At 48.2% G+C, this 17,436-nt stretch carries 11 protein-coding genes; 3 read left to right on the top strand and 8 right to left on the bottom strand.

Going from position 1 to position 17,436, the window contains the following annotated elements:
* Nucleotides 1-377 precede the first annotated feature (377 nt).
* On the top strand, nt 378-1,034 hold the full coding sequence (locus ACF8OF_RS07580; protein ID WP_392496200.1) for a CPBP family intramembrane glutamic endopeptidase: 657 nt from the start codon (nt 378-380) through the stop codon (nt 1,032-1,034).
* Between the two features lie 934 nt (nt 1,035-1,968).
* On the opposite strand, the gene ACF8OF_RS07575 is transcribed toward ACF8OF_RS07580, so the two are convergent.
* Nucleotides 1,969-2,310, bottom strand: coding sequence for a hypothetical protein (locus ACF8OF_RS07575; protein ID WP_392496199.1), 342 nt, complete (start codon nt 2,308-2,310; stop codon nt 1,969-1,971).
* Nucleotides 2,311-2,671: 361 nt separating this feature from the next.
* Here ACF8OF_RS07575 and ACF8OF_RS07570 point away from each other — a divergent pair, with 361 nt between their 5' ends.
* On the top strand, nt 2,672-2,932 hold the full coding sequence (locus tag ACF8OF_RS07570) for a YfhL family 4Fe-4S dicluster ferredoxin (RefSeq protein WP_015422607.1): 261 nt from the start codon (nt 2,672-2,674) through the stop codon (nt 2,930-2,932).
* A 33-nt stretch (nt 2,933-2,965) separates the two neighbouring features.
* On the opposite strand, the gene acpS is transcribed toward ACF8OF_RS07570, so the two are convergent.
* From acpS to lepA, 7 genes are all read right to left on the bottom strand, one after another.
* On the bottom strand, nt 2,966-3,352 hold the full coding sequence (gene acpS, locus ACF8OF_RS07565) for a holo-ACP synthase (protein WP_262860924.1): 387 nt from the start codon (nt 3,350-3,352) through the stop codon (nt 2,966-2,968).
* Nucleotides 3,352-4,083, bottom strand: a complete 732-nt coding sequence (gene pdxJ, locus ACF8OF_RS07560; RefSeq protein WP_024473957.1) for a pyridoxine 5'-phosphate synthase — start codon at nt 4,081-4,083, stop codon at nt 3,352-3,354. The genes acpS and pdxJ overlap by 1 nt, the downstream gene beginning before the upstream one ends.
* Before the next feature lie 36 nt (nt 4,084-4,119).
* Nucleotides 4,120-4,878 carry a DNA repair protein RecO gene (gene recO / locus ACF8OF_RS07555; protein WP_392496197.1) on the bottom strand — a complete coding sequence of 253 codons (759 nt, stop codon included), beginning with the start codon at nt 4,876-4,878 and terminating at the stop codon, nt 4,120-4,122.
* Between the two features lie 7 nt (nt 4,879-4,885).
* The gene (era, locus tag ACF8OF_RS07550) at nt 4,886-5,794 is read right to left on the bottom strand and encodes a GTPase Era (protein WP_004236984.1); all 909 of its coding nucleotides are present in this window, start codon (nt 5,792-5,794) and stop codon (nt 4,886-4,888) included.
* Nucleotides 5,791-6,471: a ribonuclease III gene (gene rnc / locus ACF8OF_RS07545; protein WP_004236985.1), complete on the bottom strand. Its 681-nt coding sequence runs from the start codon at nt 6,469-6,471 to the stop codon at nt 5,791-5,793. The genes era and rnc overlap by 4 nt, the downstream gene beginning before the upstream one ends.
* Nucleotides 6,472-6,649: 178 nt before the next feature.
* Nucleotides 6,650-7,642: a signal peptidase I gene (gene lepB / locus ACF8OF_RS07540; RefSeq protein ID WP_262860926.1), complete on the bottom strand. Its 993-nt coding sequence runs from the start codon at nt 7,640-7,642 to the stop codon at nt 6,650-6,652.
* 27 nt (nt 7,643-7,669) lie between these two features.
* Entirely contained in the window at nt 7,670-9,463 is a 1,794-nt protein-coding gene (gene lepA / locus ACF8OF_RS07535) for a translation elongation factor 4 (protein WP_025152050.1), read from the bottom strand.
* 530 nt (nt 9,464-9,993) lie between these two features.
* Between lepA and ACF8OF_RS07530 the strand changes: the two genes are divergently transcribed.
* Complete coding sequence (locus tag ACF8OF_RS07530; RefSeq protein ID WP_392496194.1) at nt 9,994-17,406, top strand: neuraminidase-like domain-containing protein; 7,413 nt, start codon at nt 9,994-9,996, stop codon at nt 17,404-17,406.
* The last annotated feature ends 30 nt before the right edge of the window (nt 17,407-17,436 follow it).

Raw genomic sequence — 17,436 nt, 5'->3', positions numbered from 1 at the left:
ACAGTTTTACAGATAAATCATAAATGCTTTAACATTAAGTTGGCGTTAAAATTCAAAAAATAAGATAAATAAGAAATTTTTGACCAACGCAATCCAGTGATGATGATTATCTTATCAAAATACACTGCGGCAGAATTCATATTTAATCTGAACATAACAGTTTCAATAAAATAGTCACACAACTACACATAATGAGAGTTTGTGCGAACGGTGACAAAATAGTGAGTGATGATAACTCACCTGTCTGTAACCATTATTAATCGGACAGAAGATATACAACTGTCCCGGAAACCTTAGCGCAGAACAATAAATATTTTTTGTTTTTCACGACGACTATATTAGAATTACTTTTTCCATGCAAATGAACAGGTTAATAAATGACATCGATAGACAGAGTACAACACAGTTTAGTCTGTGTTATTTTTTTTGCGGGTTGGTTCTTAATTCAGTTTGCGATACTGGCGTTCCCCGGAGCAACCACCAGCAACGGCGTCTTTGCAGCCTGGCCGGTATTTATGATCTTATTTGTCCTGCCTTATTCTCTGTTTTCCCGGGCATTTTACCAGAAACGAACCGGACTGATGCCTTTCGGTACAATACGATTGTCAAATCTCTGGTTACCGGTAATCGCGATGATGATATTATCTGTTGCAACCCAGTTTTTCGGCGAAAATGAAACGTGGATGCTGCGGATATTTACCCTGTCCCCTTTGCACCAGTTTATGATGGCCGCAGCTATTATTTTTGCTGCACCGGTTATTGAAGAGATTATTTTCAGAGGCTTTCTGCTGAATACAGGAATAGGATATGGCCCGAATGGTAAACACATAGCTATTCTTATCACCTCGCTCTTATTTGCATTAGTACACTCTCAGTATCATTCCCCCGTCACATTCATTATGATTTTTGTGATGTCCGTTATTTTTTGTCTGGTCAGAATTAAGACGAATTCCCTTATAGCACCGATTGTCTTACATGCTCTGTATAATGGCATACACATGCTGCTGTTTTTTCTTTTGACAGATGTCAGCTAAATGAGAATCAGGATCTGTGTTTGTAAACCAAAGAGTCAACAAATGAAAAAACGATTCATTTCCATGCTGTTCACAGTATCAATTCAATCCGGATTCACCACTGAAAACACCCCCGGCAACGTAATCACAACGTTGCTACTTTGTTGCTGTTTTGTTTTTTGACGCAGACCTCATTTTATTTTCCACCGCCATGATTAACTTAATCAGGTTATTATGTTAAAAATCACTTTTAGCGACGACAATAATTCACAACAACACTCATTACAGAGGTGAATATGAAAAAGATACTTTGTTCCCTTTTTACTGCTGTGATTGTTTTTTCTTCTGCCCCTGCGTTTTCCTGTGTCATGTGGGGTCAGCATACATGCAATCAGGATTGTAAAGACATGCCCGCATGGCTGTATCCGATATGTATATATGGCGGCACTCATACTCATTGATAAAGATGCATTAAAAAATGCCTGCTCAGTGAGCAGGCTTGGTTTCATCAAATCGATACGGGGTTCCCGCGTAAACGTTTTAATCCTGAATCCCATCAGGTCAATAATGGTATGTCTGTCATACACCTTATCGCCCAATTCAACGTTAGATTCAATAATATGACGGGCGCGGTTTATATACGCCACAATCTTCCCATAACAGCCAGAAACACAGGCGTAAATTTAGCTCCGGAAGCCGGACACAGCCTGACACATTGCGCTTAGTGACATATCGTTTAGGATACATTTAACTTAAGTATGTATAATTACCTAATAGTATCCTTCGTAATTGTGTGTTTATGATTTACTTCCCGGCTTGCCCCGTTCCTTGGTTACGGGGCTTTTTTTTTGCCCCTCCGTTTCAGTCTCCCGCATTATCTGTTTACCTTGTTTACCGTCAGCTGCCTTGCACGGCCGGGGCGATTTATATCCCGGAATAACAAAAACTGTAATGGCTATGTACAGAAAACAGAAAATGTTAAACAGGTAACTATTAAAGCAACGATGCCATGAAGCGTCAGTGCTATCATTGTCCGGGTCGTATCAACGTTACCGTTTTTTCTGTTACTGACTAATTCACTCAACGCAATCACAGAGAAGAAAAGACAATAGACACCTGCACCAAAAATAATAAATGCCATACTCAAGCCTCTGGACAACGTTGACCACCCGCCAGAATTGTTATGAGCGCTGACCTCATTAATAACCAGTGCGGCTATAAATACGATAAGCCCGAACCAAAACGCATTTAACACGCCTCTTCCGACCACGGTGACGTCTGTTTTATCAGTATCCATGTAATTTCACTTTTATTAAAATGGGCATTAAGTAACATATACTATCCTTTTCAGATGATTTAAAAGCGTATAATTTATCCGAAAATCACAGAGTAATAAGTGTACGCTTTGCATTTTACGGAACCAGACAACGCACACAGCCGGAAAAATTTTTTCTTTCGTACTTTGCTCAGCGCGATTTTTTGAGATAATTAAGACAGTGACAGCAGGAGTAAAGGCTTGTGTTGCTGATTTGTGTTCCTGAAACAGGAAAACCAAGGTTATAATACTGGTTATATTTACAGAAACCGGTTAGATAGTAACGTATAAGTGCAAGATATAAGTTACTGAATTTTAAATAATTTATATGGTGATAGCGACTATGGCGTTACTGATTACCGAACGTTGCATAAACTGCGATATGTGCGAACCCGAGTGCCCCAATGAAGCAATTTCAATGGGGGATTCTATCTATGAAATTAATCCTGATTTATGTACTGAGTGTGTCGGGCATTATGATAAACCGACCTGCCAGTCCGTCTGTCCGATTACCAACACGATTATTATCGACCCGGAGCATACCGAGACACAGGAAATGTTGTGGGATAAGTTTGTGCTGATGTATCACGCCGATAAGATTTAAGCGCAATAATGCGCCCGCAACCGGGCGCATCTGTCAGGAATGGGTTTCAAGGATAACCGTTGCACAAGCGTAATGACGCTCGTCGGCAATAGAGACATGGTAGTGTGTGACTTCACGGGCGGCAGCCAGTTCTCCGGCATAGCCGAGAAAGGTCAGGTTAGGTTTGCCGAGTGAGTCATTGCTGACTTCAAACTGATTAAACGCCAGCCCCTGACGGATCCCGGTGCCCAGCGCTTTGGATGCGGCTTCTTTAACCGCAAAGCGCTTGGCCAGAAAGCGCACCGGTTGTTTATGCTGCCGGTACACGTCCCACTCCGCGTCACTGAGGATCCGTTTTGCAAAGCGGTCACCGGAACGCCCGATAACCGCTTCAATACGACTTATTTCAACAATATCTGTACCAATGCCGACAATTGCCATTAACGACGGGCTTCCCGCAGCAGGGTTTTCATATCCGCAACAGCCGCAGCCAGCCCGCTGAAGACCGCACGGCCGATAATCGCGTGGCCGATATTCAGCTCATAAATCGCCGGCAGTGCTGCTACGCGCTGAACGTTGTGATAGTTAAGACCGTGTCCGGCATTCACTTTCAGGCCTTTACCAGCCGCATAGGCAACCGCATCTTTAATACGGATAAATTCTTTGTCTTCTTCCTGAGAGGTTTCCGCGTCCGCATAAGCGCCGGTGTGAATTTCAATGAACGGTGCGCCGACATCATCTGCAGCATCAATCTGGGTATGGTCAGGGTCGATAAACAGGGAAACTTTGATACCGGCTTCAGTCAGACGTTTCACCGCACGGGCGATTTTTTCTTTCTGACCAGCGACATCCAGCCCGCCTTCCGTGGTGACTTCCTGACGCTTTTCCGGTACCAGGCAGCAGAACGCCGGTTTGATACGGCAGGCAATATCAACCATTTCATCGGTGACCGCCATTTCCAGATTCATACGGGTCTGAATAGTTTGTCTCAGCAGTTCCACATCACGATCGGTGATATGGCGGCGGTCTTCGCGCAGATGCACAGTGATACCTTCCGCACCCGCCTGCTCTGCGACAAATGCCGCCTGAACCGGGTCCGGATAGTTGGTGCCGCGCGCATTACGGACAGTTGCAATGTGGTCAATGTTTACACCCAATAAAACTTCACTCATTTTTTATCATCCTCCGGGTAACTTTTGTTATTCAGTTTAACCTTTTTCAGACGAAGAGGAACCACCGCAGCCATTTTCTTTTGAAACCAACGGCGGGCGCACAAATTGACGAAATAATTCGCGGCTTTTCAATGGCTTTCCGCCGAGATAGGGTTTTAAGGCGATACGGGTGAAGCGTTTGGCGGCACGTAACGTTTCCGCATCCGGAAATTCCCGGGCGGCAAGTGCTTTCAGCTCACGACCGGTGAAGCTGCTGTTATCCACCACCAGGCTGGCGATAAAGCCTTTCTCCTCGCGGTAGCGGTAGGTCATGGTATCAGAGACTTCCTGTCCGCTGCCCGCACAGTGGAGAAAGTCCACGCCGTAGCCGATATGATGCAGCAGTGCCAGCTCAAACTGACGCAGTGCCTGTTCCGGTGTGGTATCGCTGGCCGCGAGATACTGAAGGCAGCGCAGGTAATCAAAAAACAGCGCGGAATACGTGACGCCGTTAGCCAGCACACGAGAGAGCAACTCATTGATATACAAACCGCTGTAAAGAACAGTGCCGGTAAGAGGTAATGCGAGGGAGATAGGATCCGCGTCGCGCAGGGTTTTCAGTTCCCCGCGCCCGCCCCAGCGGATCAGCAGCGGCGTAAAGGGCTGCAATGCCCCTTTGAGACCGGAACGGCGGCGGCGCGCCCCTTTCGCCAGCAGGCGCTGCCGCCCTTCCTGTTCAGTGAACACATCCAGCATCAGGCTGGTTTCACTGTAAGGGCGACTATGGAGTACAAATGCGCGCTGCCAGCCGTCCATTGCTGCGTTACTTCAGGTCGTCAACATAACCCAGGCTGCGCAGTGCCCGTTCGTCATCGGCCCAGCCGGCTTTGACTTTCACCCACAGTTCGAGGTGAACACGGGCATCAAACAGGCGTTCCATATCAATACGGGATTCAGTCCCGATCGTTTTGATACGGCTGCCTTTGTTGCCGATAACCATTTTTTTCTGGCCTTCGCGCTCAACGAGGATCAGACCGTTGATCTGAAATACGCCGTTGTCCTGCACAACAAACTGTTCGATTTCCACCGTTACTGAGTACGGCAGTTCGTCGCCGAGGAAACGCATCAGTTTTTCACGGATGATTTCAGAGGCCATAAAACGCTGCGAGCGGTCAGTGATGTAATCTTCCGGGAAGTGGAACGGCGCCTGCGGAATATGCTGACGCACAATGTTCGCAATAGTATCAACGTTCATTTTCTTCTCGGCACTCAGTGGCACCACGTCGAGAAAATCCATTTGCTGACTGAGGAACGCAATATGCGGCAGCAGTTTGGTTTTATCTTCCACGTTGTCCACTTTGTTGATGGCAAGCAACACCGGACAGCGCAGAGAGCGGACTTTATTCAGTACCATCTCATCATCCGGCGTCCAGTTAGTGCCTTCAACCATAAAAATCACCAGCTCAACGTCACCGATGGAACTGCTGGCTGCACGGTTCATCAGGCGGTTGATTGCCCGTTTCTCCTCAATATGCAGCCCCGGGGTATCCACATAAATAATCTGATAATTATCCTGTGTATCGATCCCCATAATGCGGTGCCGCGTGGTTTGCGGTTTCCGCGAGGTAATAGAGACTTTCTGACCCAGTAACTGGTTCAGTAAGGTGGATTTGCCCACATTGGGACGTCCGACTATCGCGACAAAGCCGCAATAGGTGTTTTCTTCGCTCATTCAAGCTCCAACAAAATTAATGCTTGTTCCGCCGCGGCCTGTTCGGCTTTCCGGCGGCTGGAACCGGTTCCTTTTACCGGCTGTTCAACACCGCTGATTTGGCAGTGAATGGTGAACTCCTGATCGTGAGCTTCACCTTTTACCTGAACAACCAGGTAGTTCGGCAGAGGCAGATGCCGCCCCTGAAGGTATTCCTGTAACCGGGTTTTCGGGTCTTTTTGTTTATCCCCGGGCGAGATTTCGTTCAGTCTGGATTCATACCAGCTGAGGATAATCCGCTCAATTGTCTGAATATCACTGTCGAGAAAAATCCCGCCAATCAGGGCTTCGACAGTATCCGCGAGAATGGATTCACGGCGGCTGCCGCCGCTTTTCAGCTCTCCGGGTCCCAGGCGCAGACATTCGCCGAGGTTAAATTCACGGGCCAGTTCCGCCAGGGTATTTCCGCGCACCAGTGTGGCACGCATCCGGCTCATATCCCCTTCATCCACTTTCGGGAAGCGGTGATATAAATCATTGGCAATAACAAAACTTAAAATAGAATCGCCGAGAAATTCCAGGCGTTCATTATGTTTGCTGCTGGCACTGCGGTGAGTGAGTGCCTGCATTAATAAGTCCTGACGGGTAAAAGTATAGCCGAGTTTTCGCTGCAGCTGGTTTATGACTATCGGGTTCATGTGCGACCAAAAATTAGGATGTTTATAAAACGCACACGCAACAGACCTGTAGCCGCGAAAAACCGCGATACAAAACTGTTGCGTTTGCACTGGCTCCCCGGAAACCGGGGAGCCAATCATTTTGCGGGGCATATTCTACACTGTGATGACAGGTAATGCTCAGCAAATTCTGTTTTTTCTATTCTATCCGTCCGAAACGGCTCAGGCGCAGGCCGGTAGGCCATTCACCTTCCTGTTTTTCAAGGCTTAACCAGATAAAGCTGGCACGACCAACCAGGTTTTGTTCAGGCACAAATCCCCAGACACGGCTGTCCGCACTGTTATCACGGTTATCACCCATCATAAAGTAATGCCCTTCCGGCACCACCCAGGTGTACTCCGGTAATCCCGGCTGGCGGAACAGACGCTGCCCGCTGATGCTGTCCGGGGTGATTTCCGGGACGGTCAGAATATGATGAGCTACCGGCCCCAGATTTTCAATCCGTTCCGCCTGACGACGATAACCGACTTCCATATCATCTTCGATCGGGAACTGACGGGCACCGCCGCTCATAAAGGAGCCGCCCAGCGGGGATTTTTCCCAGCGGATAGCCCATTCGCTTTCATATTCCTGACCATAAGTGACCGGCAGGGTTTCACAGCTGCTCTGGTCTTTAGTACAACCCGGATAGACCTGTAACTCTTTGGCATACGGATCATAAACGACTTTATCGCCCGGCAGGCCAATCACACGTTTGACATAATCGACACGCGGATCTTCCGGATATTTAAACACTACAATATCACCGCGCTTCGGCTCCCCGGTTTTAATCAGGGTGGTCTGCGTGATCGGGTCTTTTAACCCGTAAGCGTATTTTTCCACCAGCATAAAGTCGCCGATAAGCAGTGTCGGCATCATGGACCCGGACGGGATCTGGAACGGCTCATAAATAAACGAGCGCACGATCAGAACAATCGCCAGCACCGGGAACAGGGATGCAGTACCTTCCACCCAGCCCGGTTTGGCTACTGTTTCAGCCAGATGAGCCTGATCCATGGTTCCTTCTGTCAGCTCCGCCATGCGCGCCAGTTTTTTCTTACGGGCCGGCTGAATTTTAAATTTATTCACCACCCAGATGATCCCGGTAACCAACGTTGCCAGGGTCAGGATCAGCGCAAAAGTGTTCGCCATTATGTCTCCTTACAACCTGCTGAATAATTAATCTTTGCCGACATGGAGAATGGCTAAAAACGCTTCCTGTGGTAACTCAACGTTACCGACCTGTTTCATGCGTTTCTTACCGTCTTTCTGTTTCTGCAACAGTTTTTTCTTACGGCTGACGTCACCGCCGTAGCATTTCGCCAGGACGTTTTTACGCAGCTGTTTCACTGTTGAACGCGCAATAATATGGGTGCCGATAGCCGCCTGAATCGCGATATCAAACTGCTGACGCGGGATCAGATCTTTCATCTTCTCTACCAGCTCACGACCGCGGTACATAGAATTATCACGGTGAGTGATAAGTGCCAGCGCATCCACACGATCGCCGTTGATAAGCACATCCACGCGCACCATATCAGACGCCTGGAAGCGTTTGAAGTTGTAATCCAGTGACGCGTAGCCGCGTGAGGTGGATTTCAGGCGATCGAAGAAATCGAGCACCACTTCCGCCATCGGAATTTCATAGGTCAGCGCGACCTGGTTGCCGTGATAAACCATGTTGGTCTGCACACCGCGTTTTTCGATACACAGCGTGATCACGTTACCGAGGTACTGCTGCGGCAACAGCATATGACATTCTGCGATCGGCTCGCGCAGCTCTTCAATATTATTGAGCGGCGGGAGTTTGGACGGGCTGTCAACATAGACGATTTCACCGCCGGTCGTTTCCACTTCATAGACAACCGTTGGTGCGGTGGTGATCAGATCGAGATCATATTCACGCTCCAGACGCTCCTGGATAATCTCCATATGCAGAAGACCCAGGAAGCCGCAGCGGAAACCGAAGCCCAGCGCGGTAGAGCTTTCCGGCTCATAGAACAGGGAAGCATCGTTAAGGCTCAGTTTACCGAGCGCGTCACGGAAGCCTTCATAGTCATCAGAGCTGACCGGGAACAGACCTGCGTAGACCTGAGGTTTGACTTTCTTAAAGCCCGGCAGCGGTTTATCCGCCGGTGCGCGTGCGCCGGTTAAGGTATCCCCGACCGGTGCCCCGAGAATGTCTTTAATCGCACAGACCAGCCAGCCCACTTCACCGCATCTGAGGATATCTTTATCCACCTGTTTTGGTGTGAAGATCCCCAGACGGTCAGCGTTATACACCTGACCGGTGCTCATGACTTTGATTTTATCGCCTTTGCGCAGTGTGCCGTTTTTGATACGGATCAGTGACACAACGCCTAAATAGTTATCAAACCAGGAGTCAATAATCAGTGCCTGTAACGGTGCATCAGGATCACCTTCCGGCGGCGGAATATCGCGCACCAGGCGTTCGATCACATCGGTTACACCCACGCCGGTTTTCGCCGAACAGCGCACCGCATCAGCCGCTTCAATCCCGACGATATCTTCAATTTCTTCCGCCACCCGCTCCGGGTCGGCAGCAGGCAGGTCAATTTTGTTCAGAACCGGCACCACTTCCAGGTTCATTTCCAGTGCGGTATAACAGTTTGCCAGCGTCTGCGCCTCAACCCCCTGCCCCGCATCAACCACCAGCAGCGCCCCTTCACAGGCGGCCAGTGAACGGGAGACTTCATAGGAGAAGTCAACGTGTCCCGGGGTGTCGATAAAGTTGAGCTGGTACGTGTCCCCGCTCTGCGTGGTATAATCGAGTGTCACACTCTGGGCTTTGATGGTAATGCCGCGTTCGCGTTCCAGATCCATTGAGTCCAGAACCTGCGCCGCCATTTCGCGGTCGGATAAGCCGCCGCAAATCTGAATAATGCGATCTGATAAGGTGGATTTACCATGATCGATATGAGCAATAATGGAAAAATTTCGGATATGGTTAATTTTCAAGATAAAATTCTTCTTTGTAATGCCCTATAAAACTAGCTTTGGACACCTGTAAGGACTCAAAGCCAACACTCTATATTGCTGGTTAATAGACTTATTGCCAGCATTCTACATGCTACAGACACTCAACTCAAAGAAACGTTCATTCTGCGGGGAAAAAACCCGTTTTTCCGGATAACCGGCCGGCCATCCGGCAGCGGACATTATCACCTGACCCCGTTGAACCAATCACCTTTTCACATAAATATATCTGCATTTATAAATTTTAATGATGATTTGATAAAAAATATTCACCTATGAATATCATTAATAATCAAATGATTAAGTGTAACATCAAAAAATAAGCATCTTATGACGATCTGTTTATTTGACTAAAAAGCTATTGGCGACAATTATTGTTAATGGTGATTTTTACTTATTATCCAATGTAATTAAGCTAAAAATAAGACCATATAATAAATTACAGGAATATTTTATCGATAAAATCACTTACATTAGATAATTTAACATTTATGAGGCAATCATTAATGGAACAAATAACCAGAGTCCTTGAAAAAATAAATCAGGGGCGTAACGACCAGCCTCTCACCCTGGCCGATTTCATGCCACTTTCCCTTGCCGAAATCCGTAATACGGGTCAGCTTTCACGGGATGACGCACGGTTACTGTACCGTGCCGCGCAAAAAGAAAAACAAAACAACCTGCTCTATACCGCACGGGCACTGACCCGCGCCAATCCGCTGCTGCGCAACGAAATGAGCAGAGCCCGCTATCACGGTGCAACCCCTTATGGCTATGATGATATTATTGTGCCGCGCGCTGATGAGTTTGCCGCCCCGGGTGCTGTCTCTTCCATGTTTTCCCCGGCCGGTTATCTGACAGAACTGTACCGTGAAGCCCGGGGACTGCATCCAAAAGACAGTGACCATAATCTGGATAAGCGCCGTCCGGACCTGGCAAAACTGGTGCTCTCTCAGGACAATCTGGATAACGAAATCTCTGCTCTGTCACTGGCGAATGAGCAACTGGAAACGGCGCTGATGACAAATGCCGGTCAGACAGACAAAAGCACATACTATGAAACCCTGGCAAAGTCCTGCAACAGTGGTGTAACGCCGTATAACCTGCCGTTTGAGGGAATACATAACGCCCTGGCGCAGCGGAATTTTGTTCTGCCGGATAATATTCTCAGCACCTCTGCGAAGTTTGCCATACTGACGGCATACAACGCCGGTATCTCACCAACGTTGTATGCCATACTGACAGAAGATACAGAGTCATTAACCGGTCCCGACCTGAAAAAATCGCTGAAAAATAACTTCCCGACGATTAAGATTAGAAAGCTTATGACTCCGGATGCGCTGGCCAATTATTATGAGCTTCCGGCAGATGACATTCAGGCCCTTATTGCCGCCGAAATAACAGGCCGGTTAGCAACACCGGATATGTATAACAAGAATAATAAACTGATAATACCGGCAATAAGCGCCGGCGGGAAAATAACATTCAGTGAACTGGTCAGAACACCGGATGATCAAAAACAGGCAGACTATATTGATTTAATTCCGCAGGGTGGTAATCAGTTTTTAGTTAATTTTAGTGTAAAGGAAACCCTGAAAGACGCGACGCATTTTAGTATAGGCTGTAATGAATCGTTTAATGATCTGGCAGATAAAAAGGGGTTTGTTCCTCTGGCCGGGGAGCACTACAGTATCTCCGTCACACTGGATGCTGAGCTTTTAAAAGCAAAAACCAAAATCGGAATCACCAGAAAAAAACCGGAACCCGCCAGCGACGGGAACTATTACACCTCAGCCACCTTCACCATCAGTCCCAATACGAAACCGGGTATATGGTTCCTCAGACTCAATAAAACACTGCGTCTGGCAAAAGTCAGCAGTATGATCCCGCTCGAAACACAACATGCCTTAATCCACGTAAGAAATGGTTCAAGCGAATACGAATTACACCGCTTCACCGAAACGCTGCTTTACCGTAAACGTTACGGTATTGATACTGAAACCGCATTAATGCTGTGTAACGCCGGTATCAGCAAAATCCGCTATGACGGGCAGCTCAGCCATTTTGACCGCCTGTTTAATAATCCGCCGCTGAATGGTGTAACTTACACTTTAGGTGGTGATGATATTCCGATGGAACCGGATACCAAAGACCCGCGTCGTGAAGTCCTGAAACGCGCTTTCCGGGTAGATAATACCGGTTTGTGGCAACTCTTTGTTATCACAAATCGTGAAAACGAATCCAAAACTATCGAAAACAAGACAGAAAAACTTCGTGGTCTGTTATTTGTTCGTCTGCTGGCGGATGTGCACAACCTGACAGTAACACAACTGGATGCCCTGCTGCAGATTTCCCCTTACAGGTCAATGAACGTTTACGATTTAGATGGCAAAACGCGCCAGAGAATCCTCTCTTTTCTGTCCCGGATCACCCAATGGCTGAATACACAAAACATTACGGTTGAACAGCTGATGCTGCTGCTGAGTAAAGAATCTCCGGCGGCGCCGACCAAAGAGATGCAGCTCCTGCTGGATCTCTTGCGTAACGGTGGTATTGACAAAGCCGATACAAAAACGCTGTATACCACCATGGCACCGGTGATTACCGCGGCTATGCAACTGGACGTCACGGAATCAGGGGAAGCACTGCTGCGCTGGCTGGATAACAATCATCCCGAAAAGATACCCGCCATCACCGAGGCTTGGGATCTTATTATCAAAAAAGATCAGACAGCCGACGACAAGAAAAAACTGGCGGCCTGGTGTCAGGCACTGGCACAACGTACATTGGTCATTCGCACCTTTACACTCAGTCATGCCGAACTTCAGACATTGTCACAAGGTGCACCGGCCGGCACCATTACTGACCTGTATAACATCTGTGATTTCCATAACCTGACTAACCGCTGTGGTGAACAGGCCGGTACGGTACTGGATGCACTGCAAAGCAGGACACTGACAGTGAACATTCTGGCACAGGCACTGAATCGGTCAGAAGATGTGATTACTCAGGCACTGACACAGGCCGGACAAAAACCGGAACTGACCACATGGCAACAGCTGGCCACATTGCCGCCACGGCTGGATTTGGCCGATACCCTGCATATCACCCCGAAAGATATCACCACGCTGCTGACAGTGTCTGAGAATGTGAAAGCGTCTTATGCAGACCTCTCCGCACTGGCAGGATTGTTACAGGCCGGTCTGAACGAACAACAGACCAGACAACTGCAAAATCAGTCTGAACCGCGCCGCAATGAAGCCCTCAGCGGGGAGTACCGTTCTCTGGTCATGAACAATCCGGTGGCAAACCGTGATGATATCTGGCGTAATCTGCTGGTGGACGGAAAAGTCAGTGCCGGAATCACAACCACCCTGCTGGCGGATGCCATCGCCGGTATTCAGCTCTATATTAACCGCACCATTGCCGGTGATGAGCCGGATGCAAACAGTGCAGCTCTTGAGCGTCAGTTCTTTAAAGACTGGGATACCTGTAATAAACGCTACAGTACCTGGGCGGGTGTGTCTCAGTTAGTCTATTACCCTGAAAACTACGTTGACCCGACCCTCCGTATCGGTCAGACCGCGATGATGAACACCATGCTGGAGCAGCTTTCACAAAGTGAACTCAGCAAAGATACCCTGGAAAACGGCTTCCGCCAGTACCTGACCGCCTTTGAGCAGGTCGCTAATCTGAAAGTGATCAGCGGTTATCATGATGCCGTTGATATTGAACAGGGCAACACCTGGTTTATCGGTACCAGTCAGACGGAGCCGAAAAAATATTACTGGCGCAAAGCGGATCACAGTAAATGTCAGAATGGCCGCTTTGCCGCCAATGCCTGGAGTGACTGGAAAGAAATTACCTGTGCGGTGAATCCGTACAGGGATATGGTGCGGCCGGTGATTTTCCATTCACGTCTTTATCTGTTATGGATTGAAAAACAAGTACAGAAAGATAACACCGGTAAAGATACGCCATCTTTTACCCTGAAGCTGACACATATTAAATATGACGGCAGTTGGGCTTCACCATTCAGTTATCATGTGACTGAAGACTTCACCACCGGCGGAGAAAAAAATGGTCTGTACTGTGCCGCCAACCAGGACGATAACTCATTGCTTATTGTCTGCTATAAAAAAGTAAAAGAAAATAACACAGTACCGACTGAATCCTTCGGATTGAATATTCTTCCGGATATGACCCATGAAAAAGAAAAAAATATACAAAAAATATTAACGAAAGTTTCCCATCAATTAGATACAGAAACTACCGTCAGGGTAAATACCCTTCTGAATCGTCAATTCACTTACAAATTTACCCCGGTATCACAAGACGGAAATTCGGCACTGAATCTCACCCTATCCCCTGGTGACTATTTAATCAGTGATCATAATAATAAAAAAACACTGACATTGAATCCTGATGCTTGTATTACCATCGACCCCGGTAAAATATTTGATTTTATTCCCGATCCTTTGCAGAAAGGATTTATTAGTAAACTCATAATTACTGACGCTACAATTTATAAACCGGAATCAATGGAAATAAAGCCTATCGATAATAAAATGTCCGGCTCCATTGATAAGCTTGCCGTAGTGGGTATCAGGCCAACAGATTCGATAAGTGTGATTGCGCTTTCCATCTGTAATCTTAAGCCGGAAGTTGATGACATTATTCTGACAAGTAACACAACAAAACGGAGTTTCACTCTGGGTTTTAACGAAAAATCAGGGTCATGTTCTGCATATAATTGTACTCTTCAAGACGCATTAGCGATGAATAGTGAAGAATATGCTATTCAAACTGATGTACCAAATGCGGGTACACTCCTCTTGGGCGAGATGAAAGCTCAGGCCAAACCTATCCATGCAAATAATATCGAAATTACATTTAAATCCAAGGAGAGTGAATTAAAAAAAATAAACGGTCATGACGCCGGGATCACCCCTCCGGAGTACCCGCTTCATTCAAAAAAAATACTGAAATTCCCGTTTGGGGAACAGAAAATAGATCTTCCCGACAATACAGATGTTAATAACCTGGAGATCATAATAACTGTTAGTTTCAGAAATACAGACATTCTTACAGCGACTGCCACTTATAAGTTGGTTATAAAGAATGCTGCTTTAGATTCCAGACCCATATCCCTGTACACCACGCCGGACGGCGCTCAATATATGGAGCGGGATGGTTACCGTACCCGGTTAAACACGCTGTTCACCCGCCAGTTAATTGAGCGTGCCAATAACGGCATTGACGCAATATTATCCCCTGAAACCCAGTATCTGCCTGAACCGAAACCGGGACAGGGCACCTATGTCACACTGACACTGAAACCGTATGACAAGAATATCCACGGCACTGACCGGGCATTTACGATTTATTACAGCAATGATGTCACGGACACCGGCAAATTTTCAGTTTACAGCGGCTCACTCAGTATTACCGATACGACAGAAGTAAAATTATTCATTCCGCTGATTAAAAACGCCGCGGGTCAGTCTGCTGATACGCAGCAGGATACTTTATATCTCAATGCTAAATACCAGACAGGAGCAACAAAGCCGATCTGTCTGTCCCGCGCCGATGCTGATAAAAATAATCCTGAAGGCTGGACATTGGATAAAAGTGTTAACAAAGGCACCTTCGCCGGCCTGGCAGAAGACGGGGTCTCCGGTTTATTACAATCCGGTGAGCCGATGGATTTCAGCGGTGCCAATGCCCTCTATTTCTGGGAATTGTTCTATTATACGCCGATGATGGCAGCAACGCGCCTGTTGCAGGAGCAGAACTTTACCGACGCTAACCGCTGGTTAAGCTATATCTGGCGTCCTGATGCAAATGGAGCCGGTGACTGGCGGGTACGCCCGCTGAAAGAAGATACCTCCTGGAATGCCGACCCGCTGGATTCGGTTGATCCCGATGCGGTCGCCCAGAATGATCCGATGCACTACAAAGTCAGCACTCTGATGAAACTGCTGGATTTGCTGATTGCCCGTGGTGACAAAGCTTACCGCATCCCGGAACGCGATACCCTCAATGAAGCGAAAATGTGGTATATGCAGGCTCTGGGGCTGCTCGGGAATAAACCTGTCAGCATTCTCAGCAATGACTGGGAAAATCCGTCACTCAGTAATGCGGCAGATAAAACTCAGGCAAAACAGTTCCATGACAAAATCAGCCGAATCCGCAGCGGCGGCCTGCTGCCGGATGTCCGCACTGCTAATACCCTGACCGGATTGTTCCGGCCGCAGCAAAACGAAAAACTGCTCGGCTACTGGCAAACGCTGGAAATGCGCCTGTTTAATCTGCGCAATAATCTCTCCATTGATGGTCAGCCATTATCTTTGCCAATCTTTGCCGCACCGGCAGACCCGGCCGCACTGCTCAGTGCCGCCGCCGCAGCCTCCGGAGGCAGCAAATCGTTACCGTCTGCTGACATCCCGGCAATGCGCTTCCCGCAGGCGCTGGAAAGTGCCCGCTCGCTGACCGGGCAACTGATGCAGTTCGGTTCCACCCTCCAGGGGCTGATTGAGCGCCGGGATGCGGAAGCGATGAGTGAACTGCTGCAAAACCAGGCCGGTGAACTGATGCTCTCTTCCCTGCGGATACAGGAACAGGCTCTCACCGAACTGGATGCCGAGAAAAAAACTCTGGAACAGAGCCGGGCCGGGGCACAATCCCGTTTTGACAGCTACCGCACGCTGTATGATGAAAATGTCAGTGCGGAAGAAAAACGGACCATGGATCTGTATTTATCGTCTTCTGTACTGAGTACATCCATTGACGCACTGAATATGGCTGCCGCCGCTGCCGATATGGCACCGAATATCTTCGGCGTAGCCACGGGGGGCAGCCGCTGGGGCGGTATCCCGAAAGCCATTGGTGCAGGTATGAGTCTGGCGGCGTCTGCCACCAAAACGACTGCCGATAACATCAGCCAGTCTGAAGCATGGCGCCGCCGCCGTCAGGAATGGGAAATCCAGAAAAATAATGCCGAATCTGAAATAAAACAGATTGATGCACAACTGGAAACCCTTGCTGTCCGCCGTACCGCAACAGAAATGCAGTACAAACATCTGGAACTCCAGCAGGTGCAGACTCAGGCACAACTGGAGTTAATGCAGCGTCAATTCAGCAATAAAGCACTTTATAGCTGGCTGCACGGCCGTCTGGCATCCATCTATTACCGCTTCTACGACCTGACAGCAGCCCGCTGCATGATGGCGGAAAAAGCTTACGGATGGCAAACCAATGATACTGCAACCCGCTTTATCAAGCCCGGCGCATGGCAGAGCAATAACGCCGGCTTGATGGCCGGGGAATCCCTGCTGCTGAATTTGACTGAAATGGAACAGGCATGGCTGAAACGGGATAGTCGCTCACTGGAGGTAACCCGCACTGTTTCTCTGGCAGAAGTGTACCGTACTGACAATGTTATTCTGGCAGAAGAAATTGCTGACCTCCTGCAAGGTAGTGGCAGCGGGGATACACCCGCATTAACCGGGCTTTCAATGACGGAGGATAAACAACTGCATGCCGCATTCAACCTGAAAAAATTGGGTATTGAGACAGACTATCCTGCCAGCCTGGGCAGTACACGCCGTATCAAACAAATCAGTGTAACCTTACCGGCGTTGGTTGGTCCGTATCAGGATATGCGTGCCATATTCAGTTACGGCGGCAGCGCGTTGCCGGCCGGTTGCAAAGCTATTGCACTATCCCACGGTATTAATGATGACGGCCAGTTCCGGCTTGATTTCAATGACGGTCACTGGCTGCCGTTTGAAGGTATCCCGGTGAATGATGATAACAGCCTGACCCTGAGCTTCCCGGACGCAATCGGTGAGAAGCAGAAACCACTGCTGCTCAGCCTGACCGATATCATCATCCATATCCGTTACACCATTTGTTAACTTTTATCCTGACGACACGCTGCGGGCATC

It is taken from the genome of Morganella sp. TYF_1, from assembly GCF_043105645.1.
Lineage (GTDB): Bacteria > Pseudomonadota > Gammaproteobacteria > Enterobacterales > Enterobacteriaceae > Morganella > Morganella morganii_B.
Note: the sequence above shows the minus strand (reverse complement) of the source record. Positions and strands in the feature narration are given on the sequence as shown.

What these genes read in the sequence shown, in the direction of transcription:
- ACF8OF_RS07580 (WP_392496200.1), top strand. Translation starts at nt 378, where the DNA reads ATGACATCGATAGACAGAGTACAACACAGTTTAGTCTGTGTTATTTTT.
- ACF8OF_RS07575 (WP_392496199.1), bottom strand. Translation starts at nt 2,310, where the DNA reads ATGGATACTGATAAAACAGACGTCACCGTGGTCGGAAGAGGCGTGTTA.
- ACF8OF_RS07570 (WP_015422607.1), top strand. Translation starts at nt 2,672, where the DNA reads ATGGCGTTACTGATTACCGAACGTTGCATAAACTGCGATATGTGCGAA.
- acpS (WP_262860924.1), bottom strand. Translation starts at nt 3,352, where the DNA reads ATGGCAATTGTCGGCATTGGTACAGATATTGTTGAAATAAGTCGTATT.
- pdxJ (WP_024473957.1), bottom strand. Translation starts at nt 4,083, where the DNA reads ATGAGTGAAGTTTTATTGGGTGTAAACATTGACCACATTGCAACTGTC.
- recO (WP_392496197.1), bottom strand. Translation starts at nt 4,878, where the DNA reads ATGGACGGCTGGCAGCGCGCATTTGTACTCCATAGTCGCCCTTACAGT.
- era (WP_004236984.1), bottom strand. Translation starts at nt 5,794, where the DNA reads ATGAGCGAAGAAAACACCTATTGCGGCTTTGTCGCGATAGTCGGACGT.
- rnc (WP_004236985.1), bottom strand. Translation starts at nt 6,471, where the DNA reads ATGAACCCGATAGTCATAAACCAGCTGCAGCGAAAACTCGGCTATACT.
- lepB (WP_262860926.1), bottom strand. Translation starts at nt 7,642, where the DNA reads ATGGCGAACACTTTTGCGCTGATCCTGACCCTGGCAACGTTGGTTACC.
- ACF8OF_RS07530 (WP_392496194.1), top strand. Translation starts at nt 9,994, where the DNA reads ATGGAACAAATAACCAGAGTCCTTGAAAAAATAAATCAGGGGCGTAAC.